At 60.6% G+C, this 24,906-nt stretch carries 25 protein-coding genes; 11 read left to right on the forward strand and 14 right to left on the reverse strand.

All coding sequences use genetic code 11. The features are described from left to right. Positions 1–18: 18 nt before the first annotated feature. The 4 genes from ACYQ14_RS03960 to ACYQ14_RS03975 all read left to right on the forward strand — a co-directional run bounded on the left by ACYQ14_RS03960 (position 19) and on the right by ACYQ14_RS03975 (position 2,788). Positions 19–504, forward strand: coding sequence for a 6-pyruvoyl trahydropterin synthase family protein (locus ACYQ14_RS03960; protein WP_459885020.1), 486 nt, complete (start codon positions 19–21; stop codon positions 502–504). Position 505: 1 nt separating this feature from the next. Further along, positions 506–1,390: a 7-carboxy-7-deazaguanine synthase QueE gene (locus ACYQ14_RS03965; protein WP_459885022.1), complete on the forward strand. Its 885-nt coding sequence runs from the start codon at positions 506–508 to the stop codon at positions 1,388–1,390. A gap of 20 nt (positions 1,391–1,410) precedes the next feature. Continuing rightward, positions 1,411–2,160, forward strand: coding sequence for a 7-cyano-7-deazaguanine synthase QueC (queC, locus tag ACYQ14_RS03970; protein ID WP_459885024.1), 750 nt, complete (start codon positions 1,411–1,413; stop codon positions 2,158–2,160). A 157-nt stretch (positions 2,161–2,317) separates the two neighbouring features. Next, a complete protein-coding gene (locus ACYQ14_RS03975; RefSeq protein WP_459885026.1) occupies positions 2,318–2,788 on the forward strand; it encodes a hypothetical protein in 471 nt (156 codons plus the stop codon). A 4-nt stretch (positions 2,789–2,792) separates the two neighbouring features. Here ACYQ14_RS03975 and ACYQ14_RS03980 read toward each other — a convergent pair whose 3' ends face one another. The 5 genes from ACYQ14_RS03980 to lrpA1 all read right to left on the reverse strand — a co-directional run bounded on the left by ACYQ14_RS03980 (position 2,793) and on the right by lrpA1 (position 7,059). Beyond that, positions 2,793–4,037, reverse strand: coding sequence for a polysaccharide deacetylase family protein (locus ACYQ14_RS03980; protein WP_459885028.1), 1,245 nt, complete (start codon positions 4,035–4,037; stop codon positions 2,793–2,795). Between the two features lie 311 nt (positions 4,038–4,348). Beyond that, positions 4,349–5,254 (reverse strand): DMT family transporter, encoded by a 906-nt coding sequence (locus ACYQ14_RS03985; RefSeq protein WP_459889971.1) that lies wholly within the window; start codon positions 5,252–5,254, stop codon positions 4,349–4,351. 135 nt (positions 5,255–5,389) lie between these two features. After that, a complete protein-coding gene (locus ACYQ14_RS03990) occupies positions 5,390–5,986 on the reverse strand; it encodes a nitrous oxide reductase accessory protein NosL (protein ID WP_459885030.1) in 597 nt (198 codons plus the stop codon). Positions 5,987–6,067: 81 nt separating this feature from the next. Next, positions 6,068–6,556: an SRPBCC family protein gene (locus tag ACYQ14_RS03995; protein WP_459885032.1), complete on the reverse strand. Its 489-nt coding sequence runs from the start codon at positions 6,554–6,556 to the stop codon at positions 6,068–6,070. A 74-nt stretch (positions 6,557–6,630) separates the two neighbouring features. Continuing rightward, a complete protein-coding gene (lrpA1, locus tag ACYQ14_RS04000) occupies positions 6,631–7,059 on the reverse strand; it encodes an HTH-type transcriptional regulator LrpA1 (protein ID WP_283834151.1) in 429 nt (142 codons plus the stop codon). A gap of 179 nt (positions 7,060–7,238) precedes the next feature. Between lrpA1 and ACYQ14_RS04005 the strand changes: the two genes are divergently transcribed. The 3 genes from ACYQ14_RS04005 to ACYQ14_RS04015 all read left to right on the forward strand — a co-directional run bounded on the left by ACYQ14_RS04005 (position 7,239) and on the right by ACYQ14_RS04015 (position 10,041). After that, positions 7,239–7,577, forward strand: coding sequence for a hypothetical protein (locus ACYQ14_RS04005; protein WP_459885034.1), 339 nt, complete (start codon positions 7,239–7,241; stop codon positions 7,575–7,577). A gap of 26 nt (positions 7,578–7,603) precedes the next feature. Continuing rightward, positions 7,604–8,761: a LolA family protein gene (locus ACYQ14_RS04010; protein WP_459885036.1), complete on the forward strand. Its 1,158-nt coding sequence runs from the start codon at positions 7,604–7,606 to the stop codon at positions 8,759–8,761. A gap of 110 nt (positions 8,762–8,871) precedes the next feature. After that, a complete protein-coding gene (locus ACYQ14_RS04015) occupies positions 8,872–10,041 on the forward strand; it encodes an outer membrane lipoprotein-sorting protein (RefSeq protein WP_459885038.1) in 1,170 nt (389 codons plus the stop codon). Between the two features lie 148 nt (positions 10,042–10,189). On the opposite strand, the gene ACYQ14_RS04020 is transcribed toward ACYQ14_RS04015, so the two are convergent. The 3 genes from ACYQ14_RS04020 to aroC form a co-directional block, all read right to left on the reverse strand. Continuing rightward, positions 10,190–11,125 carry a thiamine pyrophosphate-dependent enzyme gene (locus tag ACYQ14_RS04020; RefSeq protein WP_283834155.1) on the reverse strand — a complete coding sequence of 312 codons (936 nt, stop codon included), beginning with the start codon at positions 11,123–11,125 and terminating at the stop codon, positions 10,190–10,192. 2 nt (positions 11,126–11,127) lie between these two features. Continuing rightward, positions 11,128–13,041, reverse strand: a complete 1,914-nt coding sequence (locus ACYQ14_RS04025) for a 2-oxoacid:acceptor oxidoreductase subunit alpha (protein ID WP_459885040.1) — start codon at positions 13,039–13,041, stop codon at positions 11,128–11,130. A 354-nt stretch (positions 13,042–13,395) separates the two neighbouring features. Next, the gene (aroC, locus tag ACYQ14_RS04030; RefSeq protein WP_459885042.1) at positions 13,396–14,547 is read right to left on the reverse strand and encodes a chorismate synthase; all 1,152 of its coding nucleotides are present in this window, start codon (positions 14,545–14,547) and stop codon (positions 13,396–13,398) included. Positions 14,548–14,711: 164 nt separating this feature from the next. Between aroC and ACYQ14_RS04035 the strand changes: the two genes are divergently transcribed. Continuing rightward, positions 14,712–15,323 carry a hypothetical protein gene (locus tag ACYQ14_RS04035; RefSeq protein WP_459885044.1) on the forward strand — a complete coding sequence of 204 codons (612 nt, stop codon included), beginning with the start codon at positions 14,712–14,714 and terminating at the stop codon, positions 15,321–15,323. 67 nt (positions 15,324–15,390) lie between these two features. Here the strand turns inward: ACYQ14_RS04035 and ACYQ14_RS04040 are convergent, their stop codons facing one another. From ACYQ14_RS04040 to ACYQ14_RS04055, 4 genes are all read right to left on the reverse strand, one after another. After that, positions 15,391–17,022, reverse strand: a complete 1,632-nt coding sequence (locus ACYQ14_RS04040) for a hypothetical protein (RefSeq protein ID WP_459885046.1) — start codon at positions 17,020–17,022, stop codon at positions 15,391–15,393. Positions 17,023–17,039: 17 nt separating this feature from the next. Next, entirely contained in the window at positions 17,040–17,792 is a 753-nt protein-coding gene (locus tag ACYQ14_RS04045; RefSeq protein ID WP_459885048.1) for an ABC transporter ATP-binding protein, read from the reverse strand. Positions 17,793–18,107: 315 nt separating this feature from the next. Further along, the gene (aroA, locus tag ACYQ14_RS04050; protein WP_459885050.1) at positions 18,108–19,400 is read right to left on the reverse strand and encodes a 3-phosphoshikimate 1-carboxyvinyltransferase; all 1,293 of its coding nucleotides are present in this window, start codon (positions 19,398–19,400) and stop codon (positions 18,108–18,110) included. Positions 19,401–19,458: 58 nt separating this feature from the next. Further along, positions 19,459–20,604, reverse strand: a complete 1,146-nt coding sequence (locus ACYQ14_RS04055; protein ID WP_459885052.1) for a LolA family protein — start codon at positions 20,602–20,604, stop codon at positions 19,459–19,461. A 154-nt stretch (positions 20,605–20,758) separates the two neighbouring features. On the opposite strand from ACYQ14_RS04055, the gene ACYQ14_RS04060 reads away from it, so the two are divergent. Beyond that, the gene (locus ACYQ14_RS04060; protein ID WP_459885054.1) at positions 20,759–21,979 is read left to right on the forward strand and encodes a M24 family metallopeptidase; all 1,221 of its coding nucleotides are present in this window, start codon (positions 20,759–20,761) and stop codon (positions 21,977–21,979) included. Between the two features lie 79 nt (positions 21,980–22,058). On the opposite strand, the gene ACYQ14_RS04065 is transcribed toward ACYQ14_RS04060, so the two are convergent. Then, positions 22,059–22,613, reverse strand: a complete 555-nt coding sequence (locus ACYQ14_RS04065) for a GMP synthase subunit A (protein ID WP_459885056.1) — start codon at positions 22,611–22,613, stop codon at positions 22,059–22,061. Between the two features lie 200 nt (positions 22,614–22,813). On the opposite strand from ACYQ14_RS04065, the gene ACYQ14_RS04070 reads away from it, so the two are divergent. Beyond that, positions 22,814–22,951 carry a hypothetical protein gene (locus ACYQ14_RS04070; protein WP_283834163.1) on the forward strand — a complete coding sequence of 46 codons (138 nt, stop codon included), beginning with the start codon at positions 22,814–22,816 and terminating at the stop codon, positions 22,949–22,951. A gap of 310 nt (positions 22,952–23,261) precedes the next feature. On the opposite strand, the gene pan1 is transcribed toward ACYQ14_RS04070, so the two are convergent. Continuing rightward, positions 23,262–24,479 (reverse strand): proteasome-activating nucleotidase Pan1, encoded by a 1,218-nt coding sequence (gene pan1 / locus ACYQ14_RS04075; RefSeq protein ID WP_459885058.1) that lies wholly within the window; start codon positions 24,477–24,479, stop codon positions 23,262–23,264. Positions 24,480–24,604: 125 nt separating this feature from the next. Here pan1 and ACYQ14_RS04080 point away from each other — a divergent pair, with 125 nt between their 5' ends. After that, positions 24,605–24,874: a MarR family transcriptional regulator gene (locus ACYQ14_RS04080; protein ID WP_283834165.1), complete on the forward strand. Its 270-nt coding sequence runs from the start codon at positions 24,605–24,607 to the stop codon at positions 24,872–24,874. The last annotated feature ends 32 nt before the right edge of the window (positions 24,875–24,906 follow it).

The following is a 24,906-nucleotide window of genomic DNA, read 5'->3' on the forward strand; positions in this document are numbered from 1 at the left end:
TCGAGATCATCTCCGAGTATGAACAGTAGAGTCGGGTCCGATGGAGCCCCGGTGAAAACGGACCGTTCCCGAACGACCGACATTGTCGGCACAACCCGAACGCTCCGGATCGGACACGATCGCCCCATCAGGATCAGTGCGGGGCATCGAATCCTCCATCACGACGGCAAATGCGCTCGACCGCACGGACACAATTACGAAGTTTCCGTCACCGTCGAAGGCGAACTTACCGAAGAAGGATGGGTCGTCGACAAGGGAGATATTACCGAGGTAATCTCTGAGTGGGATCACATGTTCCTGCTCGAGGCTGGTGATCCGCTGGTCGACGCTTTCGAAGCGGCCGGCGACGGCGACGCGCTCGTCGTTCTCGAGCACCCCCCGACTGCGGAGGTGATGAGCGTCGTCTTGGAGAACCGCCTCGCGGATGCCCTGCCCGAGAGCGTGGACGAGATTACCGTCCAGGTGAGCGAAACGAGCGAACTCTGCGGCGGAGGGACTCGCTGAGATGCCCGTCTCGAGTTCCGGTCCGGGTTCGAAGGGTGCCTCCGCCTCGAGTACAGGAAGCGATTCTGGGCAGGAGTCGGATGCTGTCGAGAAGCCGAAGGGGGACGCCCTCCCGATCAACGAACTCTTCTACTCGATTCAGGGCGAGGGAACGCTCGCGGGCGTCCCATCCGTGTTCGTCCGCACGAGCGGCTGTAACCTCCGGTGTTGGTTCTGTGACTCCTATCACACCTCGTGGGAACCCACCCACGCCTGGATGAATCTCGACGATATCGTTTCCGAAATCCAGTCCTTTGAGGAGGCGAATCACGTCGTCCTGACGGGCGGCGAACCGATGCTCCATGACGAGTCGGTGACGCTTCTCGAGCGCCTCGACGAACTGGGCTATCACACGACGGTCGAAACTAACGGGACGATCTTCCGCGACGCCCCGATCGACCTCGCCTCGATCAGCCCGAAACTCGAGAACAGCACGCCGACGCCCGAACGCGATCCGAGGGGCGAAGTTCCGAAGGAATCTCGGGACGGTGACCGGCGGCCGGCGGGAGCCCTGAACCGGGACGAGGGCGAGTTCGAATCGAAGCACGAACGCGACCGGATCGACCTCGAGGCGATGAGCGAACTTCTCGAGTCCGCCGACTTCCAGTTGAAGTTCGTCGTTACCGGCGACGACGATATGCCCGAAATCCTCTCGCTGCTCGAGGAGCTTCGGGCGGAATCTTCGGTTCCGATCACCGACGACGACGTCCTCTTGATGCCCGAAGGTGCGACTCGGGATCGGCTCGCAGAGACGCGGACTCGAGTGGCCGACCTCGCGATGGAACACGGCTTTCGATACACACCCCGACTCCACGTCGACCTGTGGAACGACGCCCCAGAAACGTAGACGACGGATTAGTCCCACAAATGACTCCCAAAACAGACACCGACGCGACCGACGAATCGACTTCCGAAGGCGACCGCCCCCGTGATCGCGCCGTCGTCCTCCTCTCGGGCGGCATGGACAGCGCGACGGCGGCCTACGAAGCACGAGAGCGCGGCTACGACATTTACGCGTTGCACACCTCCTACGGCCAGCGAACCGAGAGCCGCGAACTCGAGTGTGCCCGCCAACTCGCGAGCGAACTCGCGGTCGAGGACTTCCTCCGGATCGAAACGGGACACCTCGCGGCAATCGGTGCCTCGAGTCTGACGGACGAGGAGATGGCCGTCGAAGACGCGGATATGGAAAGCGAGGAGATCCCGGACAGCTACGTCCCGTTTCGCAACGCGAACCTGCTCTCGATGGCGGTCTCCTACGCGGAGGCCAACGACTGCGAAGCGGTCTTCATCGGCGCCCACAGCGAGGACTTTTCGGGCTATCCGGACTGTCGACCCGCGTTCTTCGACGCCTTCGAACGCGTCGTCGAGGTCGGAACGAAACCCGAGACGGAGATTTCGATCGAAGCCCCCTTCGTCGAGTGGTCGAAGACCGATATCGCCGAACGGGGACTCGAGCTCGAGGTACCCTACGAACACACGTGGTCGTGTTATCGTGAGGATGAGCCCGCCTGCGGAACCTGTGACTCGTGTGCGTTCCGGTTGCAGGCGTTTCGAAACAACGACGTTCGGGATCCGATCGCGTACGCGGAGCGTCCTTCATATCCACAGAGTTGACCGTTCGTATCCGTTCCCTCGAGTGCTTTTCTCACAGACGAACGACTCCCGGAAACTCGCGGGCACACTCAGCGGACACTTTTGTAAAGTCGCCCAATCGGTGCGAGCGACACGCATGGGGAAACGCTCATCTGTCACTGCGTCGAATCGACCGATAATGGGTCTCCCCCTCCTCGAGTGGTTTCGCGACGAAAATGGCGACTGGACGGTCCCCAGGGGCCGTAAGGGTGAGTTCGTCGCGCTCGCTGTCGCCCTTCCGGTTTTAGTCTATTTCGTCGCGCCGGATCCGGGAGCGCTTCACCCGGGCTGGCTCTGGCCGGTAATCCCACTCGGGATCGCGAGCGGGCTGCTCTACACCCGGCGCTATCGACGTCACGTTATCGACGCGATCCCCGAAGATATCGGCAGTTGGGTGATCCTGACGATGCTCGGGGGCGGGTTCGGCCTCTCGACGCTCGAGGCGCTCGGTCTCGCGCGACCAGCGATGTTTTTTGCCCTCGCCGCGGGACTGACGATCCTGAGCGTGTATACGCTTCGCCTCCTCTCACCACTCCACGACGATTGTCAGCCCGCGCGTCGCGGCGTTGAACCGCCGAGTGGAGAGTCACCCAAAAGCACTCCCGAATGAGCTGTTAGTCGTTAATCACGTACTCGTTTTCGACCGTTTCCGGTTGAATAACGGTTATCTCGCCCCCTTCTTCGTACTCAGATATGGCTTCGACAGCGTTCTCGAACTCCTCGAGCGACTCGTCGAGTTCGAAGTACGCCAGAGACGTGATCCCGCCCAGTTCGGCGGTCCACTCGAGTAACTGCTCGACTTCACCGGCCGACGGATCCGACACTCGCGGACAGAGCGTCGGATTGGTCGCGTAGCCGCCGACTCCATACCGGCCGGCAAAGCCGAGTTCATGGTGTTCCGCACAGAGCTCGAGCGTCCGCTCGTTGTACCTGCCGGTCGGATAGGAGACGCATTTCGCGCCGTCCTCGTAGCCGTTATCCTCGAGCCACTCGACCGCGTCCGCGAACGCATCTTCTTGCTCGTCGTCGTCGAGTCCGGTCGGGTTCTGTGCGTTGTGCGTGTTGCTCGCGATGGTCCAGTCCGCATCAGCGAGTTCCTCGAGTTGCTCCTCGGTGAGTCGGTCGCCTTCTGCTTGCTCGTTCTCACGAATGCGCCCGGGCGGGACGAAGGCGGTCGCCGGATAGTCGTACTCCTCGAGAATGCCGAGCGCTTCCGTGTAGTGGTTCTCGTAGCCGCCGTCGAGCTGGATCATTACCATACCGTCGTCGGGACGGGGGACGAAGTGAAGGTTGTCGATCCAGATCTCCCGGCCGTCGTCTTCGCCACCAAGCATCGTAATCTGAATCTCGGAAACCTCGTCCATGTCCGCGTCGTCGTCGGCTTCTGCGACGCCGAAGTTGGTTCGCTCGAACGAAAGTTCGCCGATCTCGCTTCGGAACGCGATCAGGTCGCCGTCGTCGTCGAACAGCTGTATCAAGAGATCCGACAGGGAGCCCGACTCGACGGCGAGTCCGGGGCTCATCCCCGAGAAGTCTTCGGAGTCCGACAGCTCGCGCGCGATCGTAACTCGTCCGTCCGCTTCGGCCTCGAGGTGGGCGGACTGGGAGCCGGTGTAGTATCGGTCCTCGTCGGCGGAGAGCGATCCTTCGATCGTCTCCCAATCGTCGAGGTCCTCGAAATCGTCGAACTCTTCGACGCCCCCGGTTTCGTCGTCCCCCTCGTCTCCATTGTCGGATGCGTCGCCGTCCGAGGGCTCGTCATCGTCGTCCGATTCGTCAGGGTTATCCAGTTCGGCGCAGCCAGCGAAGGCGACTGCGCTGATTCCCGCGGCTGTCGTGAGATACGTTCGTCGGTTCATCGGAGTGTCCGGTCCTTCGAGAAAATCCCGGTAAGTTATTGATCGAGTATCTATGCTGTATCCGGCGCCTCTCTGAGACAACGAACGGCTTCAGTGGCGGCAAGACAATTGTCGTTCCGAAACGATCCGAACGTCGTCTCGGTATCCGGACACACCGGAAATCACCGATACTCTCCCCTTCTAGACAGAGCACAGGCTCGAAGTGCAATTTCATCTGGCTGGGGTGCGTGATTTCGGACAGCGTAAGGGGGAGCAAAACGCTGTATGGTGCGGTTTACTCGAGCGGGGTCGCTAAAAACTGCTCCGGGGGACTATCCGCTCGAGTCGGTTTGTCGCTTTCCTCGTTCGATGGTCGTGGCGTAGATTCCGGCGAGGACGATTCCCCCGCCGACGACGGTCACCGCGTCGGGGACTTCCGCGAGCAGTGCCAGCGCCAGGATGGTCGCCCCGACCGGTTCGCCCAGCCAGGCGACGCTCACGACGACCGACTCGAGGTGTTTCAGCACCCAGTTGATGACGGTGTGGCCGAAGATACCGGGACCGACGGCCATCCCGAAAAAGAGCAGCCACTCGCGGGCCGGATAGGCGACGTAGTCGTGTCCTTGAGTTCCAACGAGGACGAACAAGGTCACCGCACACGCGGTGTAGACGACGGTTACGTACGGGAAGAGCGAAACGCGCTGGCGGATCGACCGCCCAGCGAGAACGTACCCCGCGACGGTGATCGCACCCAGCACTGCGAGTGAGTTGCCGTAGGCGGTGGCATCCGAGAGTGGTGCCTGACCCGCATCCCCGAACGACATCGCAGTCGCCCCGACGAGTGCGACGACGATACCGATCACCGTTTGCCGGTTGACGCGCTCGCCGAGCAAGAGCGCGGCACCGATCGCCACGAAGATGGGCTGAGTCTGAACGAGCGTCACGCTCGCCGCGACGCTCGTGTGATTCAAGCTCTCGAACCAGGACACAAAGTGGATCGCCAGTGCGACGCCAGCGATGCTCGCAAATCCGAGGTCGCGACTCGAGAGTCGGCCGAACTCCTCGCGGTGGAACGCGAACGCGATCGGTGCGACGATGGCAGTCGTGAAAAGCACGCGATAGAAGGCGGCGACGGAACTCGGAGCAGTACTCCAGCGGACCAAGATTGCACTCGTACTGGCGGCAAAGACCGCGAACGCGAGCGCGGCGACCGGCGTGGTCTGGACGTTCGTCCGCACTGTCACTGCTCGATGATCTTCCCGTCGGAACTAACCTGTTTCGAAGGCGACACACCAGGTTGCTCCCAGCGGTTGCGTCATTGGCAAGGAAGGCGGTGGGCCGATCCGATGGAAGGATCGCTTTCGAAGCGAGATTTAGGGGTACATGCCCTCGGCTTCTCCACTTGCGGCGTCGAGACCGACGATATTGTCTTCGGACAGGTCATCGTAGTCCTCGACGTACGCGACGGCGTCCTCCCGGTCCGCGAACGGAACGGGGCTGTCCATCGGCGCGGTGGTTCGGTCGTGGTCGTGTTCGAGGACGAACGATACCTCCTCGGCGTCGATCAGTTCGCCCGTTTCGAACCCCGATACCCACGCACCGGTGATTTCGGAATCGGGTCCGCCGTGGTTCGGATCGGTCGGGTCCGCGTAATAGGCGAAGAGACAACCGGGCGAATCGAAAAACGTGGCACCGTCCTCGCCGTGAACGAGTTGTGCGTCCCAGTCCTGCCAGTCGTTCGGTTGCATGTTACAGACCGGGCAGTTGTACCCCTCTGGCGGATCGATCGGCTCGTCACCCGGGTGGTCCACGAGCTCGAGGGCTTCCCCACCGTTCTCGCTCCCGGATCCGTCGTCAGCGTTCGTTCCGTCGTCGCCCTCATCGTCCAGACAGCCTGCGAGGAATCCGGTTCCAGCGACAGCGGCGACGAGTGCCCGTCTCGAGACCGAACAGGCATCGGATCGGTTCATAGTTCATCTAGCCAATACGGCATCAAAACCCGTTTGGTTCGTCTCTCGAAGCCGCTGAACTCGCCCGGCCAGCGGTCGAAGTTAGCGCTTTGGCTCGAGGCGCTCTTTCGTCCGCTTGTGACGGGCCCGAAACATCGGCTCGAAGCCGACCCGCGAAAACGGAGTCGCGAGGTCGCCGATGGAACCGAACGGGAGCGTGTACTCGACACGATCGCGGAGTATCGTTTCCTCGCCGTCCGCGAAAAACGAGTGCGTGTGAATCCACGTGTCGAACGGGCCGTCGACCATCTCGTCCCGAAAGAAAGCGTTGCCATCTGACCGTTCTCGCGCAGTGATCACCGATGTCCACCGTTGTCTCGGTCCGACGCCGAACGGTCGGATGGAGAGCGAAACCTCGGACCCGCCCTCGAGCACGCCCGGGTCGAGTTCCCCATCCGGCCCGAGCACCGATTCGACACGCAATCCCATCCATTCTGGCGTGAGCGCTTCGAGCCCTGAAACTGTCGAGTGAAACTGCCAGACCTTCTCTATTGGTGCCCGGATTCGCGTTTCACGCTGGTAGGTCGCCATAGTGAGAACACGTGGTCAACTGGCAAAAGGGCGGAGCCTCTATTCGTTGACGTGGTTGCCGAGAGACGAGCGAGCTACTTGAGACGTTCCTGAAGGAAAGACGGGTGAGCCGCGGTAACGCCCTCGATCTCGAGAATCTCGTTCGAGATGATCTCGCCCAGCGAGTCGCCGTCTTCGGCTCGAACTTCGGCCATCAACATGTGATCGCCGCTCGAACTGTACAGCGCCTCGATCTCGGAAAGGGCCTTGAGATCGTTGGTCGCTTCGACGTACCGTTCGCTCGCGACGTCGATCCCGACGAGGGCGATCGTCTGGCTCGAGAGTTTCTTTGGATCGATGTCCGCAGAATATCCGATAATGACACCCTCCTCCTCGAGTTGCTTGATATATTTTCGAACGGTTGGTTTCGAGACGTCCGCCCGATCGGCGATATCGGCGTAGGACGCCTGCGCATCCTCCTCGAGAACTTCGAGGATGCGATCTTGCGTTCCCTGAGTGCTCATACCAGTATGTTTTGCTGGCGAAGAAAAATATCTTTTGTATCTGGAAACGACGGATTGCTGACGCTCGAAAATCATGGTCATACTGTAATCAGGCGAGCTGAGTGCAATCTCCCGGCGAGTCTGCAGATCCGAAGCATCTATCGTCGCCCTTATTCTTTTGGTGGGCACAAGCACAACCAATGGTCGACTACAATCTGGTGAGCGGTCTTGTCTGGCTCGTCTGCGGTGTGGTTATCCTGTATCTCGGCTATTTGATCGCCATTCAGGGGCGTGCGGACCTGCACTCGGCGTACGAGGAGTCAGTCGACCCCGCCTACGCGTCTCGGTGGGCAGGAGGAACGGCACTTCTCATGGGCGTCCTCGTCGTGACCTACGCGATTCGAGAGATGGTCTACGGCTTCCAACCGTACGCCCTCGGCGGACTGGTCGTCACATTGTTGGTCCTGAGTTACGTCTCGAAGCTGTTCGCCCGCGGCTACGGTTCTCGAGACGGCTCGGACCACGAGTCGAACGATTGATGTAATTCTACGACACATTCGGTTGTATGAAACGGTCCCGGCTTCGAGCGGCCCTCCTCCTGACTCTCGGTCTTGTCGTCATCGCCGGCTGCGCGGGTATCATCGGCGACGACCTCAGCGGCGACGACCTGCAGGACGAACTCAACGAATCCGAACCGCCCGAAGCGGTCTCGGCGACGCTCGTGACCGAAGCGACGTTTTCAAACGAGACGATCGAGGTAACCGAAGACCTCTGGATGCGTTCGGACGGAGCCAGCCGAAGCGAAAGTGAGTACGGGACCACCGCAACAACGAGCGTCGACGACGGAACGCAGATTTGGACGGAGACCGAGGGGACGAACACGGTCACCGTTATGGATTCGGAAGAGCCGTTCGGTGATCGACTCGGCGCGACGTACGATGCGAACGAGCAGTTACTCGAGGAGTTCGACATCGCAGAGATCGACGAGACGACCGTCGATGGACACGACGTGTATCACCTCGTCCTCGAACCCGAGGGGAACGAGTCGATCGACCGTTCGATCGACATCGCAATGGGCGACTCGATTTATTCCGTTCCGGTCGGATCCGCCGGTGGGGAGTCGACTTCAGCGGGACTGACCGACGATCCCGAGCGGACCGAACTGTGGCTCGACCGGGAGCATTTCTTCCCGGTCAAATACGAATTCGAGACGGCCGACGGGGGCTATACGATGGAGTATCAGGACCTGACGTTCGATCCCGATATCGCCGACGAGAAATTCGAGTACGAGCCACCGGAAAACGCAACCGTAGAGGAGATAAATCTCCCGTCACGGACGGAGTTCGATACCGTCGGCCAGGCGGACCTGGCCGTCGACTTCGACGTCGAAGCGCCGACGTACGAGCCGGAATCGTACGATCTCGAGACCGTTTCGGTCTCCAAGCACGAGGCGGAAAACAGAACGAACGTACGGAGTTCCTACGCCACTGCAGACGACAGCTTGCTTTCGGTCGAAGCGACGGACGATCCGGACGCGTTCGCGTTCGACGGCGAGTCGATACAGATTGGTAACCGAACCGGGACTATCGACCGAATGGAATCGATCGAGACTGTTCGGCTCACGTGGACGTGCGGCGATATCGGTTATTACGTCGGTGGACCGCAGGACCTCGGTGAGGAGACGGTCGTTTCGGTGGCGGAGTCGATCAGCTGCGAGGCGTAGTATACCGGTTCCGTGGAGAGATTTAATCCGAGAGCAAAACCATTATTCCACCGCGATATACGAAATCGAATCCGATGAAATAATAACCCCCGCCAAGAGATGAATCTGGCATGACCCGGTCCCGTTTCATCATCCTTTTTACCGCGGTCGCGCTCGTCGTTCTAACAGCCGGCTGTATCGGCTTGACCGATGACGGTGACGACCCGGGTGAACGCCTCCAGCAGGAACTGGCCGAAACGGAGCCGCCGGAAGCGCTCTCGGCGACGGTCGAAACGTCGACGACGATTGAAACTGCGAACGGCTCCGAGACCCAATCGACGACGGAAGCCGTTTGGCTCCGAAACGATGGAACGAGCCGAACCGAAGCTGTGAGCGGTGAAACGGACGGATCCGACGGCGGTTACGTCGTCGTCAACGACGGCGACGAAGTCTGGCACCAGGACAACGAGACGGGTTCGATAACGAGTTATGAAACCCAAACGAGCAACCAGAGCCGCCTCGAGCGCATCTACGAGGAACAGGAGCGGTACTTCGAGCGCTTCGACGTCCAGTCCGTCGACGAGACGACCATCGACGACCGTGACGCCCACCGCGTCGTCTTCGCGCCACCACAAAACGAAACGCTCGAGCGGTCGATCGACATCATGGTCGAGGAGACGACCTACCGGATTCCGCTCGAGACGAGCCTCGAAGACGCCAGCGACGAGCACGCGGAGGAAATAGAGATCTGGTTCGACGAGGAGACGCTCTTTCCGCTCCAGTACGAGATGAAATCCGAGTCCACCGAGTTCTCCGTGAGCTACGAAGACGTTTCGTTCGACGAGTCCTTCGAGGACGAGTTATTCGAATTCGAGCCGCCAGCCGATTCGGAACCTGTGGGAATTACCTTCCCAGAATTCAACGAATATGACACCGTCGAAGACGCTGACTCGGCGGTCGACTTCGATGTGTGGGAGCCCGATCCGGAAACGATACCAACTGATTTCGAATTCGATTCCGTTCAGGGGGTTACCTACCCTGATCAGGACCGAACACAGGTTACCCAGACCTACCGAGTCGGTAGCGAACGGAGTCTATTGGTTGCCATCGGCGACGGGCCTCGAGAGATACCTGTCGACGGCTCATCAACAACTATCGGCGGTGTCAACGCAACGATCGGCGAGACCGATCACGGAACGGAACTCGAGTGGGAATACGAAAGCAACTACTACCACCTCTTCGGTGACGCGGAACTCGAAGAGCAGACGCTTCTCGAGATAGCCGAGTCACTACTCCGTTGAGCCTGGTGGACTCCCAATTAGTTCCGCTTGTTGTTCAACTGCCGTTCATTGTTGGCCATTTGGACTGCAAACCTGCAACTCGAGGACGAAGTCGCGACTCACGGATCGACGTTCGAAAGAGAAAAACTCGAAGATTTTCGCTCGGTCCCTACGTGTGGCGCTCGAGCAGGTCGTAGCTCCGCTCCCACTCGGCGTCGTCGTCGAAGTAGCGCTCGGCGAGCGGTTCCTGCGGGACGCGGCCGAGATCCTTCTTCTCCTGCTGGTAGGATGGACTCTCGTCGTCGACGTAGTATCGACCGGTGAGGACGGTTCCCTCGTTGAGAACGTCTTCGGTCTCGTGCATCATCTGAGCGGCTTCGCCGCGGTCGGTGACATCGAAGTCGTAGTCATCGGACTCCTGGACGTCGATATAGGGGACGTACTGGCGCGCGTCCTTGTTCCAGGTCGGACACTGGGTGAGGAAATCGACGTGTGCAAAGCCGTCGTGTTCGATGGCTTCGGCGATGATTTCCTTGGCCTGGTTCGGGTTGACTGCGGCCGTTCGGGCGATGTAGGTCGCGCCCGAGGTCAGCGACATCGAGAGCGGGCGGATCGGCGTCTTCGCCGTTCCACCGGGCTGGGTCTTTGACTTGTGACCCTTCGGGCTCGTCGGCGAGGTCTGACCCTTCGTCAGGCCGAAGATCTCGTTGTTGAACACGATGTAGGTCATATCGTGGTTCTCTCGAGCCGTGTGGATGAAGTGGTTCCCACCGATCCCGTAGCCGTCACCGTCGCCACCGGCGGCGATCACTTCGAGGCCGTCGTTAGCGAGTTTGGCCGCACGTGCGACCGGCAGTGAACGACCGTGGATGGTGTGAAAGCCGTACGTGTCGAGGTAGCTGTTGAGCTTCCCCGAGCAGCCGATTCCGGTACAGACAAGCGTTTCTTCGGGAGTTCGCCCGACTTCCGGAAGCGCCTGTTTCAGCGATTTGAGTACACCGAAGTCACCACAGCCCGGACACCACGTCGGCTGTGGCTCGACCCCTGGGGTGTACTCCTCGCGGTCGATCTCTCGTTCGTCGCCAATTGCGTTGAAAGCACTCATGGTTAGTCACCTGCTGCGGGTTCGATGTGTACCTGTGCGGTCGGTTCTTCCTCGCCACCGTTGAGGTTGATCTCGGCGGATTCGACGACCTCTGCCGGTTCGAACGGGTTACCGTTGTACTTCAGCAGGCTCGTCATCTTCTCGCCGTACCGGCCGAGTTCCTTCTGGATCAGGCCGCGGAACTGGGCGGTGGCGTTCATCTCGACGACCATCGCTTCGTCGACGCTCTCTAAGAATTCGACCATCTCGGTCTCTGGGAACGGCATCATATCGGAGACGCCGACCGCTTTGACCGAGTGACCGTTCTCGTTGAGTCGGTCGACTGCTTCCGCGACGGCACCCTGGGAGGAGCCCCAGGTAATGATGCCGAAGTCGGCGGACTCGTCGCCGAAGTAGGTCTGATTCGAGTCGTGTTCTTCGTCGAGTTCCTCGCGGATGTGGTCGAGCTTCTGGATGCGGCGGCTCATCTGGTAGACCCGGTTGTCGGGGTCTTCGCTGATGTGGCCGACCGGCGAGTGCTCGTTACCCGTCGCGAGGAAACGACCGCCCTTCTGGCCGGGAAGCGACCGCGGGCTGACGCCGTTTTCCGCGCCCGATTCGTGTTCGTACGCGAACCGGTGGAACTTCCCGGAGGCGTCGTGTGCGGCTTCCTTGAGCTCCTCTTCGGTGAGCGTCGAGCCGAGGTCCGGATTCGGCTCTCGATCGAAGAACTCGACGGGAACGTTCGTGTTCTCGCCCGAAAGCTTCTGATCGTAGATGATGATCGCCGGAATCTGGTACTCGTAGGCGATGTGGAACGCGAGTCGCGTCTGCTCGTAACACTCCTCGATAGTCGCCGGTGCGAAGACGACTCGAGAGGAGTCGCCCTGACTCGTATAGAGGACGAACTCGAGGTCGCCCTGTTCGGGTTTGGTCGGCATCCCGGTCGAGGGACCGGCGCGCATTGACTCAAGCAGGACGATCGGCGTCTCGGTCATCTCGGCGAGGCCGAGCGGTTCGCTCATCAGTGCGAAGCCGCCACCCGACGATCCGGACATCGCTTTCGCGCCAGCGTGGCTCGCACCGACGGCGAGGGCCGCGGCGGCGATTTCGTCTTCGACCTGCTCAGCAATCCCTCCCATATCGGGGAAGTTCTGGCTGAGGATCGTAAAGACGTCCGTCCACGGCGTCATCGGGTAGCCCGCGATGAACCGACAGCCCTCGTCGATCGAGCCGTAGGCGATCGCGTTCGAACCCGAGAGCAACGCCTGCTCGGTCTCGTGTTCGCCAGTTGGGGCACGAAGATCGTGTTCGAACTCGTACTCCTCGTTGACGATCTCGTAGGCCTCGTGGAGGATCTCGAGATTCGACTCGAGGACGTCCCCGCCCATCGCGTCGCTCATCAGGTCCTCGATGTGCTCGAGATCCATGTCGAGCAGAGCCGCGGTGACACCGACACCGGCGGTGTTACGCATGACTTCGCGGCCGTGTTCTTTCGCGAGACCGCGAAGGTCCATCGGGAAGACGTGCCAGTCGTTCTCCTCGGCACGTTCCTCGAGATTGAGATCGGCGACGTCCTCCTCGCTGACGAGGCCTTCGTCGTAGACGATGATCCCGCCCTCGCGGAGTTCATCTAAGTTCTCCGAGAGTGGCTTGATCTCTTCGTTTCCGTAGTAGGCCTCTTCCTGTGGGTTCCGCGCGAACGAGTCACCCAGCGCGAGCAGGAAGTTGTAGCCGTCTCCTCGTGACTGTACCTCGTCGGCCGATGCGCGAATTTCGACGTACGTGTGACCACCGCGAATCCGTGACGGATAGTGTCGGTGGGTGAATACGTGCAAGCCTGCGCGCATCAGCGCCTTCGCAAAGTTCTGGCTCGTCGAGTCGATTCCATCCCCGGAACCCCCTGCGATTCGCCAGATGAGTTCGTCATCGCTCATAGTAATGTCTTGGCCGGTGGGCCAGCAGTATCACAATCTTCGGTCTACCGTCCCTAAAGACTTTGCTATAGATTGCCATGCATCTATCGTGAAGAATGAACAACCATCCACTTTAGGTGCCAGAATCCCTCATATTCGTTAGGAAGGTTCATCAAAAGTAGAAGATTCCTGCCGTTCGAAAACCAATTTCAGGGAATGCGTAGGTATATTGGACGCTCGTTCAATAGTCTTGCAGATAACTGATCGATTGGTTTTGAGAAGAGCGAGAGGGAGCCGGGATAGCAGGTAAATCCGACAACACGTTACCGAGTCATCGAGTGGCTCTCGACGCTAAAAAAACGAGACGGCTCGGGGCTACTCGTTCTGTGGGTTACTCGGGTGATACTCGGTGTCGTACGTTCCGGGCTGATCGTCGACTCGATCGGGATTGATTCGGCCCGACAGCAGCATAAAGTCGACCAACGTCAACGCGAGCATCGCTTCGACGACCGGGACACCTCGAGGAGGCAACACCGGGTCGTGGCGACCGATGACTTTCTCCTCTTTGAGTTCGCCAGTCTCCCAGTCGGCAGTCTGTTGACTTTTCGGAATCGACGTCGGTGCGTGCAGGGTGACCTCGCCGTAGATCGGTTCGCCCGAACTGATCCCGCCCTGGATGCCGCCGTGGTCGTTTTCGACCGGCGTCGGGTTCCCCTCCGAGTCGAACTCCCAGTCGTCGTTGCGGTCTTTCCCCGTGTATTCGCGCGCTTGCCGGCCGAGGCCGAACTCGAACGCCGTCGTCGCTGGAACGGCCATCATGGCCTGACCGAGCCGTGCCGAGAGCGAATCGAATCGCGGCGCCCCCAGTCCGGTCGGCACGCCCTGGGCTTCGAAGTAGATCGAACCGCCGATCGAGTCGCCTTCCTCTTGGTAGTCCTCGATGAGATCCTGCATCTCAGTCGCCGTCTCGGGATGTGCACAGCGAACGTCGTTTTCCTCGCTGTGCTCGAGCATTTCCTCGAAACTCACGTCGGGCGCTTCGACGTCACCGATCTGGTTGACGTGAGCCTTGAGTTCGATTCCCTGTGCGGAGAGGAGCTTCTTCGCGATGGCTCCCGCCGCGACCCAGTTGACGGTTTCGCGTGCGGACGATCTGCCGCCGCCGCCCCAGTTTCGCGTTCCGAACTTCGCTGAGTAGGTAAAGTCCCCGTGTGACGGCCGCGGCGCGGTGATGAATGGCTCGTACTTGCCGGATCGCGCATCCTTGTTCTGGATGACCATCCCGATCGGCGTCCCCGTCGTATAGCCGTCCTGAACACCCGATTTGATCGAGACGTCGTCGGCTTCGCCCCGACTCGTCGTGATCATCGACTGGCCCGGCTTCCGCCGATCGAGGTCCCCCTGAATGTCCGATTCGGATAGCTCGATGCCGGCCGGACAGCCCGAGACCGTACAACCCATCGCCTCGCCGTGACTCTCGCCGAACGTGGTCACCTGGAAGAGGCGACCGAACTCGTTGCCGTTCATTACCGGCACCTCAGAGACGCGGACACTTAGCGGTACAGGATTGGCCTGAATTTTCGGGGGGTCGACGAAACGGTCCGCGCGGAGAACCTATCCGCTTCCCTGAAAATCATGGGCTTGTGTGATTCGCACAACATATAACTGCCCCATCGTTGTAGCCTGGGGTTATGTATCGACGCCGCGTGCTTCTCGCCGGAGTCAGTGGCACAGTAATCGCGGTCAGCGGCTGTCTCTCGGGAGAGAGCGAGTCAGATCCGAAGAGCGACTCGAGCGACGGATTCGAAACGGTCAACGGCTCCGAATCGGACGAATCCGATGGCGGACTCGAGGTCGACTCGAGCGACGAATCCGAATTCGAGAACACCGACGCGACGCCCGAACCGCCGGATGATCCCGCCGACCCCGTCGCAACGTCGCGAACCGGCAGTCTACTCGGTGAGGGGCGGAGCCACCAGATTCGGATCTGGAATCTCGCGGACGACTATCGAAGCGTGGCGTTCGAACTCGAGAGCGCGGACGCATCCGGCGGACAGACGTCGGTCGTCGGGAGCTACGGACTTGCCCCGGAACAGCACGTCCTCGTGGAACTCTTCGATCGGGAGTCGTACGAACTCGAGATTTCCGCGGACGGCACCTCCCTCGGTATTGACGGCGACGAACCAATTGAACTCGAGGAAGAGCGATTCGACGATCCCTGCCCCGGAACGGACATCTTCGTCGGAGCGCAGACGGATCTCGTGATCAGCGAAGACGCCGAAGCCAATCACTGCTCGGAATAAACTGGCGGAGACCGTGACGGATGCATAGAACTGCGGTCGTACGCGCTTGAGCAAATTAACGATCCGCTCAATCGAAGTGGAACTGGTCGATCGCTCGAGACGAGCGGTAGACCGAAAGCGCACCGAGAACGGCTGCCATCAGGGTGCTAGTAATCGCACCGATCAGTCCGAGCACGAGCGGCTGCACGCCGAGCCAGTCGGCGACGAATTCGTTGATTATTCCGGTGTGTGCGATCAGGGTCGGCATCGCGGCGATAAAGAGGACGATCGAGAACGCGGCGAACGCGATCGTACTCGGAATAATTGCCTCTTGACTTCGAGAGACGCTCACTTCCTCGTAGCGCGGGAAGATCGTCCCGATTCCCGAAGCGAGCGGGCCCGCACAGAGTGCGAGAACGATACACGACAGCGTGAACGTTGAGACGAGCGTCAACGGCATCGGACTCGCGATACCCAGGGAAGCGGTCGAGACGGCAGTCAGCGGAACGCCGATTATTGCACCGGCAAAGACGTGCCCGGCGACCAGGGTCTTACCGGATTCGAGTCCGAGCACCGTTACGGGAAGCGTGGCCCCCTCGTTTCCGAGCACGTTCAGGGTGAACAGGGTTCCAGTGATCCAGGCACCGCACAGGCCGACGAGAATCGGTAAGGAACCGCCGATACTGCCGGTCTGTACCGTCGTCGTAATCGGCATCGCGAGAAAGATCAGCGGATAGAGCACGAACGAGAGCGTGATCGGCGCACGTCGGGCTCGAGCCCAGTCGACTCGAGCCACCCCGTATATCGGTCGGGGAACGAGCGATGCCAATCTGGATTCTTCCGTCTCCGCCGCCGGTGTTTTCGTCTCTGTATGATCGACGCGGACAGGGTCGGTATACCAGAGCCACCTCGCGAGGTGGCCGAGTGCCGTCGGGGCGATTGCCACACCGAGGACGCTAATTCCGACTGCGCCGGCGGCTCGGAATACCGATGCCTCGGAACTGAGCGTCAGAAGTGTGAGATCGCCGAACCAGACCAGCGGCGTCTGGGCGAACACCATGACGAGCGGGTCGAGTACCGAGCCGACCGACTGGGTAAAGATAACACCGAAATAAACGAGGCCGAGAAGGCCGAGAAACACCGTTCGAAGGCGGGTGAGCAGCCGGGAACGGACGCCGGAGTTTTTCACTGCGAGTGCGAGTGCAAATCCGGAGAGGATCCCGAGTGTGACGATTGCACAGATCGTCACGAACAGCAGAAGTGCAGTGAGCGCTGACTGTGCACCAACGGCAAACGCGAGTGAACCGATGCCGCCGAGTGCGACGGCCGGTATTCCCCAGAGTAACAGCTCCGCGACGACGAGTCCGCCGATGAGTTCGCGATGCGAAATCGTCGTCAACAGTCCATCGGAATGATCGGGATCTAATCCGGTCGCGTATATTCGATAGCCGCTCAATCCCGTGACGAACAACCAGCCGTAGACGATACCGATGTGACTCACCGCGAGCGGGTCGTCAACGTTGCCAGCCTGCACGCTGTGTCCGAAGAAAAACATCGCCGCGATCCCCATCAACGCGAACAGACTCCCGAAACCAACTGCAATGACGATAGCGAGTAACTGCCACCCGTTATCCCGCAGTTTACGCCACCGTCGGCGAAGTTCTGTTCTACCGATGGTCCAGACGTGAGCGGTCGCCGCGGAACGTGTCCCCAGATTCATAGGAATCTCACCACCGTCTATTCACCCATCACCGGTGCGCCGTGGTCGGTCGTCACCGAAAGGAACACGTCCTCGAGCGTCGTGCCTTCGGCGGCCTCGAGCGTTCCGGTCAGCTTCTGGGGGTCTCCTTCCTCGACGATCCGTCCCTGATAGAGGACGCCGACGAGATCAGCGAGTTCCTCGACGACCGGGAGAATGTGCGTCGAGAGAAAGACGGTGTGACCCTCGTCGGTGACTTCGGAAATAACGTCGAGGACAGTCCGAGCGGCTCGAGGGTCGAGCCCGGAGGTCGGCTCGTCGAGAAAGACGACTTCGGGTTCGTGGAGCAGGGCCTGAATGAGGCCGATCTTCTGGCGCATCCCTTTCGAGTAGGCCTCGATCCGTTTGCCGGCGTCCCCCGTGAGGTCGAATCGGTCTAACCAGAAGTTGATTCGTTCGGTAGCGGTCTCCGCGGGGATATCGCGGAGGCGCGCGAAGTACTCGAGTTGCTCTCGACCCGTAAGCTCGTCGAACACCGGCGGATCTTCGGGCAGATACCCCAGCGATGATCGGACGGCGTCGCGGTCGGCAATCGACTCGCCCATAATCGTCGCGTTACCGGAGGTCGGGCGAGTTAGCGTCGTCAGCATTCGCATTGTGGTGGTCTTTCCGGCTCCGTTCGGCCCGAGGAAGCCGTACACCGTCCCTTGCGGGACGACGAGGTCGAGTCGGTCGACGACGGTGGTACCGTCGAACTGCTTCGTGAGGTCAGTTGCGGTGATTGCGTTCATATGTTGAAAGCTGGGTGGTGATTAGTCTCAATCAGTACTCGGGTACAAAAATAACCTGTCATTCGTTTCGGAACGTTCGCGAAAGTGGTTTCGAGTATCACGCGAGAAGATGAGTTGCGATCCATTCGCACCCCCAAGGCCGAAGTCGCGTCAGCAGCCAATTCATGGGCATCTCTTCCTTTCTGTACTACCCATATAACTCAGTCCACCGTTTTCTGATTCAGAAAACCCGGTCCCACTCCGTGGATAGCAGTCGCGCGAACTCACTCCCGATCGAATTCCACATCAGGGTGAGGGCTTCCCTCGAGGGAGGCGTCACTCCGATCGATCGACGGATGCACCCAGTTCCGACAGCGTGTCGAAGAACCCGGGGAACGAGACGTCGACGTGTTCGGCCCCCTGGATCGTCGTCTCGCCGTCGGCGACGAGTCCGGCGAGCGCCAGCGACATGACGATCCGGTGGTCCGCACGGCCGTCGACCGTCGCGCCCCGAATGGTCGACTCGTCGCCGTGAACCGTCAGCGAGTCCCGCGTCTCGGTCGTTTCAACCCCCATCTTTCCGAGTTCCTCGGCCATCGCGCTCACGCGATCGGTTTCCTTGAAGCGGACGTGTTCGGCGTTCGTAATTCGGGTGTTCCCGTCCGCGACTGCGCCGAGAGTCGCGACCGTTGGCAGCAGGTCGGGCGTATCTTCGACGGACACTTCGATTCCCTCGAGCGGCGCTTTCGAGACATCGATCGTGCCGTCCTCGCGATTCCACTCGACAGCTGCACCCATCCGATCGACGATGTCGACGATTGCGGTGTCCCCCTGCGCGCTCGGGTTGGCACCCTCGATGCGGAGGCCGTCCTGGCTCGCGATGGCTCCCGCCGCGAGCGGATACGAGATCGACGAGAAGTCGCCGGGAACGGCGTACTCACCGCCCTCGGGCGCGTAGGACTGTCCGCCGGGAACCGCGAACCCGTCCGCGGTCGCTTCGGCGTCGACGCCGAAGTCGGCTAACACCTCGATCGTGATGTCGACGTACGGCGCAGACTTGAGCTCCGTCTCGAGGTCGATCTCGAGGCCGTCTGCGGTCACTGCTCCCGCCAGCAACAGGGCGGTAATGTACTGGGAGGAGACGTCGCCAGGGATCGAGACGCTGTCACCGGAAAACGGACCGGAGACGACCAGCGGTGCCTGCCCGTTCTTTCGCGTGCTTTCGGCCTCGGCGCCGAGATCCGTGAGCGCGTCGAGAAGCGGCCCTTGCGGGCGTGAACGGAGCGACTCGTCTCCGGTAAGCACGCTGGTGCCGTCGACGAGGGCGGCCGCCGCGGTTACGAGCCGCATCGTCGTGCCGCTGTTATCGCAGTCGATCACGTCTGCCGGGACCTCGGGTTCGCCGTCGAAGCCCTCGATCTCGAGCGTGCCGTCCTCGCGTCGATTTACGGTCCCACCGAACAGTTCGACCGCGCGCGCAGTCGCTCGCGTGTCCGCGCTCCAGAGGGCGTCCCGGACTGTCGCCTGCTCGGCGTAGCCCGACGCGAGAATCGCCCGATGGGTGTAGCTCTTGGATGGCGGTGCCGTCGCCGTTCCCCGAAGACTCGAGGGAGCGAGCGTGACGTTCATGCTCGATCTGTGGGGTGGATACCCTATACCGATACCGATACGCCGTCTCCACGAACGGCTACGGGCAGCCGATCGACGACGCGATATCCTCGAGCGGTTCACCAATGTGCGGGCTCGATACCTCGAAACTCAGCTCCTCGCATTCCCAGAAGATGCTCTCGATGTTGCCGTCGCGGAGATACGCTTCGTGGCCATCAATTTCGATCGGCTCGAGTACATCCTCGTTGTGTCGTGACGATTCGCGGACGGCGACGAACAGTTCGCGCTCGGCCGTGCTCGTATCGACGTACCAGCTCGTCGCCGTCGTGCTGAAGGATTTGTCGAGAACGGTAATCCGATCCAGATCGAACGCCTCGGGAACGTCCGGTTCCGGTAGCTCGTAGGGAACCACCGCCTCCGCAGCGGCTGGGGATTCGTATACTCCGACGGGTTCCATCCCGACTGACTCGACATTGGCATCTTCCGGCGGGTCGTACGTGAACGTTCCATCCTCGAGACCCTCGTTGATCTCGAGTTCGTCGTACGTTACCGTCAGGCTGTGTAGGGTCGTTTCGTCCGTTTCGACGAGCGTTCGTTCTTTGATCGGGTATCGGTGTTCGTCGTCGATCCAGATCGTTCGGACGACTTCCGCCTCGTCGATCTCCCCATCGTCTGCCATCCCGAGCGGAATCACGTAGATCGTTTCGCCGACCAGGAGTTCGATGGATCGCTCGAGTTCGTCATCCGATTTCGGCGTGGCGTCGACGACGTGGGTCTCCCTGTCATCGACCGCGTCGGTTCCGTCGTATGCGAGCTCATAGTCCTCGAGCAGGGTTTCCAGAACGAGACGCGTCCGATCGGCGACGATGCGATTGGGGTGGTGTCGTTCCAGAACCCGGTCCATCGTCGGATCGTAGCCCCAGGTAACCGCCTGGTTTCGTACTGAAACCGTCCCCGTCGGTGCTCGCGAATCGGTCGACTCGAGGACCTCCTTTCGCTGAGCATCCGGCGGACGCTGGTAGAGTCGCTCCGTCCGTTCGACAGTCTCTTCGGGCGTTTCGGCGGTCATCGTCCGAACGGCGGCGAGGTCGTCGATCTCCGCACGTGCGTCGATCGCCTCCTGAACGAGTTCGTCACTTGCCGGATCCCCCTCCGAGCTGTCGGTCTCGAAACAACCGGCGAGCGCGACTGTCGCTCCCGCCGTGATGAGACGTCGACGGTGCATACATCCTGATTGTATGGTCTATTGATAAGAGTGGGGATTCGAGTCGAGCGCGACTGACTCGCCCAGCGTCTGCGCACAGATTTCCGAACTCGTCGGCTACTCGCCCAGTTCCGAGACCCTCGAAATTATGTACTCGCCCGCCACAGTTCCGGCTATGGATATCGATCTCTCGCCGCTCCGGTCGGCCCTCGAGGCCGAGGGTATCGACGGCTATCTCATCGATGCGGACGGGTCGGACTCCGATCAGCGGTACGTCTCCGACTTCACCGCGCCAGATCCGTACCAGACGCTGGTCACGACAAACGGCGGAGCCGGCGACTCGAGCGATACCGGGGGGAGAGACGGGGTACACCTCCTGGTCTCCGGACTCGAATACGGCCGGGCCCGAAACGAAGCCGAGGTCGACTCGATCGCCCGTCGCGCCGATTTCGACTACCGGGAACTCGTCGCGGAGTACGGCCCGTACGAAGGAAAGATTCGCGTTATTGCGGCGTTTCTCGAGTCCCACAACGTCGAATCTGTCGCCGTTCCCGCGGGCTTTCCGACGGGGACCGCAGACGGCCTCCGGGAGCAGGGACTCTCCGTGACGGTCGAACCCGACGGAATCGTTGAAACGGAGATTCGCGCGAGCAAGACCGAGTGGGAGATCGAACAGATTCAGGCGACCCAGCGAGCCAACGAGCAGGCGATGGCCGTCGCCGAAGGGATGATCGCGTCCGCCGACGTCGAAGACGGGATCCTCGTCCACGAGGGCGACCCGTTGACGAGCGAACGCGTCACCGAGGAGATCGAAATCACGCTCCTTCGACACGGTTGCGGTCTCGACGAGACGATCGTGGCCGCCGGAGCCGACGGAGCCGACCCTCATAATCGCGGTAGCGGGCCACTCGAGGCCGGCGAACTGATCGTGATCGATATTTTCCCGCGGGACAAGGAGACGGGCTACTTCGGCGATATGACGCGTACGTTCCTGCGCGGCGAGCCGAGCGAGGAACAGCGACGGCGCTACGACGTGACCGAGAAAGCGTACGAAGCGGCACTCGAGGCCGTCGAAGCGGGCGTAACGGGATCGGCCGTTCACGATGTCGCCTGCGACGTCATTGAAAATGCCGGCTACGAAAGCCTTCGAAGCGATCCGACGACAGAAACGGGGTTCATCCACAACACGGGTCACGGGGTCGGCCTCGACATCCACGAACAGCCGACGGTTTCGCCGTCCGGCGGCGAACTCGAGCCCGGCCACGTCATCAGTATCGAGCCCGGCATCTACGATCCCGCCGTCGGCGGCGTCCGTATCGAGGATCTGGTCGTCGTTACCGAAGACGGCCACAGGAATTTCAACGAGTACGAGGTTCGCCTCAAGCCCAGCGACTAAGATCCAAGGCAGGAAGCCGACAGCGTACCCGCCAGAACGAGCAGTCGATGAATACCGAAATTGCGGAACTAGGCGAACGTTACGCTTCCGTACAGATCTCGAGGAAATTCTCGAAGACTTCGTCTCCCTCTTCGGTGTGGGCGACCTCCGGGTGCCACTGGACGCCGTAGAGGTCCCGATCGGTGTCACTCATCGCCTCGATCCCACAGACGTCGCTCGAGGCGGTGCGTTCGAACCCATCCGGAACTTCTTTGACTTCGTCCGCGTGACTCGCCCAGACGCGGGTTTCGGGGTGGAGCGAACCCGTAAGCGGGTCCTCGGGTGAGAGGAGGTCGACGGTGACGTCCGCGTACCCGCCGTACTCGCCGCTCCCGACGCGACCGCCGAGCTCCTCGGCGATCAACTGCATGCCCAGACAGATTCCCAGAACCGGCATCTCCGACTCGAGATACTCGGCGGATCGACCCGTCCGATCCATGTCCGGACCACCGGAGAGGACGACGCCGTCGGCGTCGACGTCTTCGGGCGGCGTGTCGTTGTCGATCAGTTCCGAGTCGACGCCGAGGTCGCGAAGCGCTCGATCCTCGAGATGCGTAAATTGGCCGTGGTTATCCACCACAACGATCTTCGTCATTGGCGGAACGTAGCGGATCAGACGGTAAAAACGGTCCGGAACCGAGCCTGAGAGTCGATCTTCACTCGCTCGAGCGGTGACCGTGTAGCGTTTTGGGTCGTCCTCCCCGAAACGGGTGTCTCGAACGCTTCCCAGCCGGCCGTCCACAACGATCATGGACATTCGGTACGTTTATGGACGCCTCCCAAGAGGATTCGTGTATGGCCGTTGATCTCAGCGAGTTCGACCATCCGGCGTGGCTGACCGCGGTAGGAACCGGCGTGGGGTATCTGTTGATTCTCGTTCTCCTGACAGTCCTGCTGTTTCTTATTCCATGGCAGATCTTCGCGATGCTTTGATCAAAGCCGCCGATTACTCGCCATGATCCGTTCGGACGGATCGTCCGTTAGATCGGACGCCTTCTCTCCTTGAGATCCTCCCCGTCCTGAAGGGCGATGGGTTCTCCTCGCACTTCCGTAAGTCCTCGATTTGGCCAGCGCGCTTCTCACCACCGGTAGGAAGAATCTGCAGCGGTCTTGAGGAGAGTGGTGCTACCGGACGGGAGTCGAGAGCAGTGGTTCAAACGAGGGTCGAGAGACTACGACTGTCGAAAACACGGTAGGCAAAGCGTCACGCAATCGGATCGGTCCAACGACCGGTCTGGAGATTTCAGGCGAACGTCTTCGAGACGTCTTCGGTCTCGTCCGAACTGGCCTGGACTTTCTCCCAGGCGTTCTGGAAGTCCTCCATCGCGATCTCGGTTCGGTCGTCGCGAATCGCGAACATCCCGGCTTCGGTACAGATCGCCTTGACGTCCGCGCCGGAGGCCTCCTCGGCTTCGGCGGCGAGCGTGCCAAACTCGACGTCGTCGGCGACGTTCATGCCTCGAGTGTGGATCTGGAAGATGAGTTCCCGACCCTCCTCGTCAGGTTTCGGAACCTCGATAAGGCGGTCGAAGCGGCCGGGACGAAGGATGGCGCGGTCGAGCATATCAAAGCGGTTCGTGGCCGCGATGATACGGATCTCGCCGCGCTCTTCGAAGCCGTCCATCTCCGAGAGCAGTTGCATCATCGTCCGCTGGACCTCGGCGTCGCCGGAGGTCTTGGACTCCGTTCGTTTCGCGGCGATCGCGTCGATCTCGTCGATGAAGATGACCGCGGGTTCGTGTTCGCGGGCGACCTCGAAGAGGTCACGAACCAACTTGGCACCCTCGCCGATGAATTTGTGGACCAGTTCCGAGCCGGCCATCTTGATGAAGGTGGCGTCGGTCTGGTTGGCGACGGCTTTGGCGAGCATCGTTTTTCCTGTCCCTGGCGGGCCGTGGAGGAGGACGCCGCTCGGCGGGTCGATCCCGACGTCGTCGAACATGCCGGGTTTCTTCATCGGCATCTCGACGGTCTCGCGGACCTCCTGTAGCTGGTCCTCGAGCCCGCCGATATCCTCGTAATCGACCTCGGGGCTCTGGGTGACTTCCATGACACGAGCCCGAACGTCGGTTTCTCCTGAGAGCGTCTTGACGACCGAGAGGGAGTTGTTGACAGCAACTCGAGAGTCCGGTTCGAGGTCCTCACGCATCTCTTCGGTGACTTCGGTGAGGGCTTCCTGATTGTTGCCGTGTTGTTTGATAATAACGCCTTCGTCGGTCAGTTCCTGCACCGTCGCGACGAACAGCGGTGACTGCTTTAGCTTCTTGTTTTCGTGGGTGAGTCGCTCGAGTTTCTGCTGGTATTTGTTGTTCTCGGCGTTCGCATCGAGGAGTTTGTCACGCATCTCCTCGTTTTGCGACTCGAGGATCTCCAGACGGTCCTCGAGCGACTGTATTTTCTCCTGTTGGGACGCCTCGTCCTCATCGTATGGGAGGTCGACGTCGTCCACAGTGTCGCTCATCAACCCACTCTTGGGTGTTGGTTCATAAGAGACTTCGGGTCGATACACTGCCGGTGACTGTATTACTCTGGAGCATTTATTGAAACAGAAAATATTATCACCTTGTATCCGAAACGGGTACTACGATGAGTGCTTCAGAGCCGTTTCGACAGGAAGCCGACCCCCGCGGAAGCTGGGAGGACGTTCGAGATCTCCCGCCGAGTGCGAAACTCGTCGCGAAGGTACTCGAGTACAACGACACGATGACCCAACAGCAGATCGCAGACGAGACCCTGCTTCCGGCGCGGACAGTTCGATACGCGCTGAATCGACTCGACGAGGAAAACGTCATCGACTCCCGGTTCTCGTTTTCCGACGCACGAAAGCGACTCTACACGCTCGATATCGAATCCTGACGGTCTCGTAGTTCCCTACGGCTTTCTTTCTC

Source organism: Halostagnicola bangensis, assembly GCF_054653435.1.

Bases quoted from the DNA above. Each gene is read 5' to 3' on its own strand.
- ACYQ14_RS04065 (WP_459885056.1), bottom strand. From the start codon at position 22,613: ATGACGAAGATCGTTGTGGTGGATAACCACGGCCAATTTACGCATCTC.
- queC (WP_459885024.1), top strand. From the start codon at position 1,411: ATGACTCCCAAAACAGACACCGACGCGACCGACGAATCGACTTCCGAA.
- aroC (WP_459885042.1), bottom strand. From the start codon at position 14,547: ATGAACGGCAACGAGTTCGGTCGCCTCTTCCAGGTGACCACGTTCGGC.
- ACYQ14_RS04010 (WP_459885036.1), top strand. From the start codon at position 7,604: ATGAAACGGTCCCGGCTTCGAGCGGCCCTCCTCCTGACTCTCGGTCTT.
- ACYQ14_RS04080 (WP_283834165.1), top strand. From the start codon at position 24,605: ATGAGTGCTTCAGAGCCGTTTCGACAGGAAGCCGACCCCCGCGGAAGC.
- ACYQ14_RS04045 (WP_459885048.1), bottom strand. From the start codon at position 17,792: ATGAACGCAATCACCGCAACTGACCTCACGAAGCAGTTCGACGGTACC.
- ACYQ14_RS03980 (WP_459885028.1), bottom strand. From the start codon at position 4,037: ATGAACCGACGAACGTATCTCACGACAGCCGCGGGAATCAGCGCAGTC.
- ACYQ14_RS04005 (WP_459885034.1), top strand. From the start codon at position 7,239: ATGGTCGACTACAATCTGGTGAGCGGTCTTGTCTGGCTCGTCTGCGGT.
- pan1 (WP_459885058.1), bottom strand. From the start codon at position 24,479: ATGAGCGACACTGTGGACGACGTCGACCTCCCATACGATGAGGACGAG.
- ACYQ14_RS04035 (WP_459885044.1), top strand. From the start codon at position 14,712: ATGTATCGACGCCGCGTGCTTCTCGCCGGAGTCAGTGGCACAGTAATC.
- ACYQ14_RS04015 (WP_459885038.1), top strand. From the start codon at position 8,872: ATGACCCGGTCCCGTTTCATCATCCTTTTTACCGCGGTCGCGCTCGTC.
- ACYQ14_RS04040 (WP_459885046.1), bottom strand. From the start codon at position 17,022: ATGAATCTGGGGACACGTTCCGCGGCGACCGCTCACGTCTGGACCATC.
- aroA (WP_459885050.1), bottom strand. From the start codon at position 19,400: ATGAACGTCACGCTCGCTCCCTCGAGTCTTCGGGGAACGGCGACGGCA.
- ACYQ14_RS03975 (WP_459885026.1), top strand. From the start codon at position 2,318: ATGGGTCTCCCCCTCCTCGAGTGGTTTCGCGACGAAAATGGCGACTGG.
- ACYQ14_RS04020 (WP_283834155.1), bottom strand. From the start codon at position 11,125: ATGAGTGCTTTCAACGCAATTGGCGACGAACGAGAGATCGACCGCGAG.
- lrpA1 (WP_283834151.1), bottom strand. From the start codon at position 7,059: ATGAGCACTCAGGGAACGCAAGATCGCATCCTCGAAGTTCTCGAGGAG.
- ACYQ14_RS04070 (WP_283834163.1), top strand. From the start codon at position 22,814: ATGGCCGTTGATCTCAGCGAGTTCGACCATCCGGCGTGGCTGACCGCG.
- ACYQ14_RS03990 (WP_459885030.1), bottom strand. From the start codon at position 5,986: ATGAACCGATCCGATGCCTGTTCGGTCTCGAGACGGGCACTCGTCGCC.
- ACYQ14_RS04060 (WP_459885054.1), top strand. From the start codon at position 20,759: ATGGATATCGATCTCTCGCCGCTCCGGTCGGCCCTCGAGGCCGAGGGT.
- ACYQ14_RS04025 (WP_459885040.1), bottom strand. From the start codon at position 13,041: ATGAGCGATGACGAACTCATCTGGCGAATCGCAGGGGGTTCCGGGGAT.
- ACYQ14_RS03995 (WP_459885032.1), bottom strand. From the start codon at position 6,556: ATGGCGACCTACCAGCGTGAAACGCGAATCCGGGCACCAATAGAGAAG.
- ACYQ14_RS04055 (WP_459885052.1), bottom strand. From the start codon at position 20,604: ATGCACCGTCGACGTCTCATCACGGCGGGAGCGACAGTCGCGCTCGCC.
- ACYQ14_RS03960 (WP_459885020.1), top strand. From the start codon at position 19: ATGAACAGTAGAGTCGGGTCCGATGGAGCCCCGGTGAAAACGGACCGT.
- ACYQ14_RS03965 (WP_459885022.1), top strand. From the start codon at position 506: ATGCCCGTCTCGAGTTCCGGTCCGGGTTCGAAGGGTGCCTCCGCCTCG.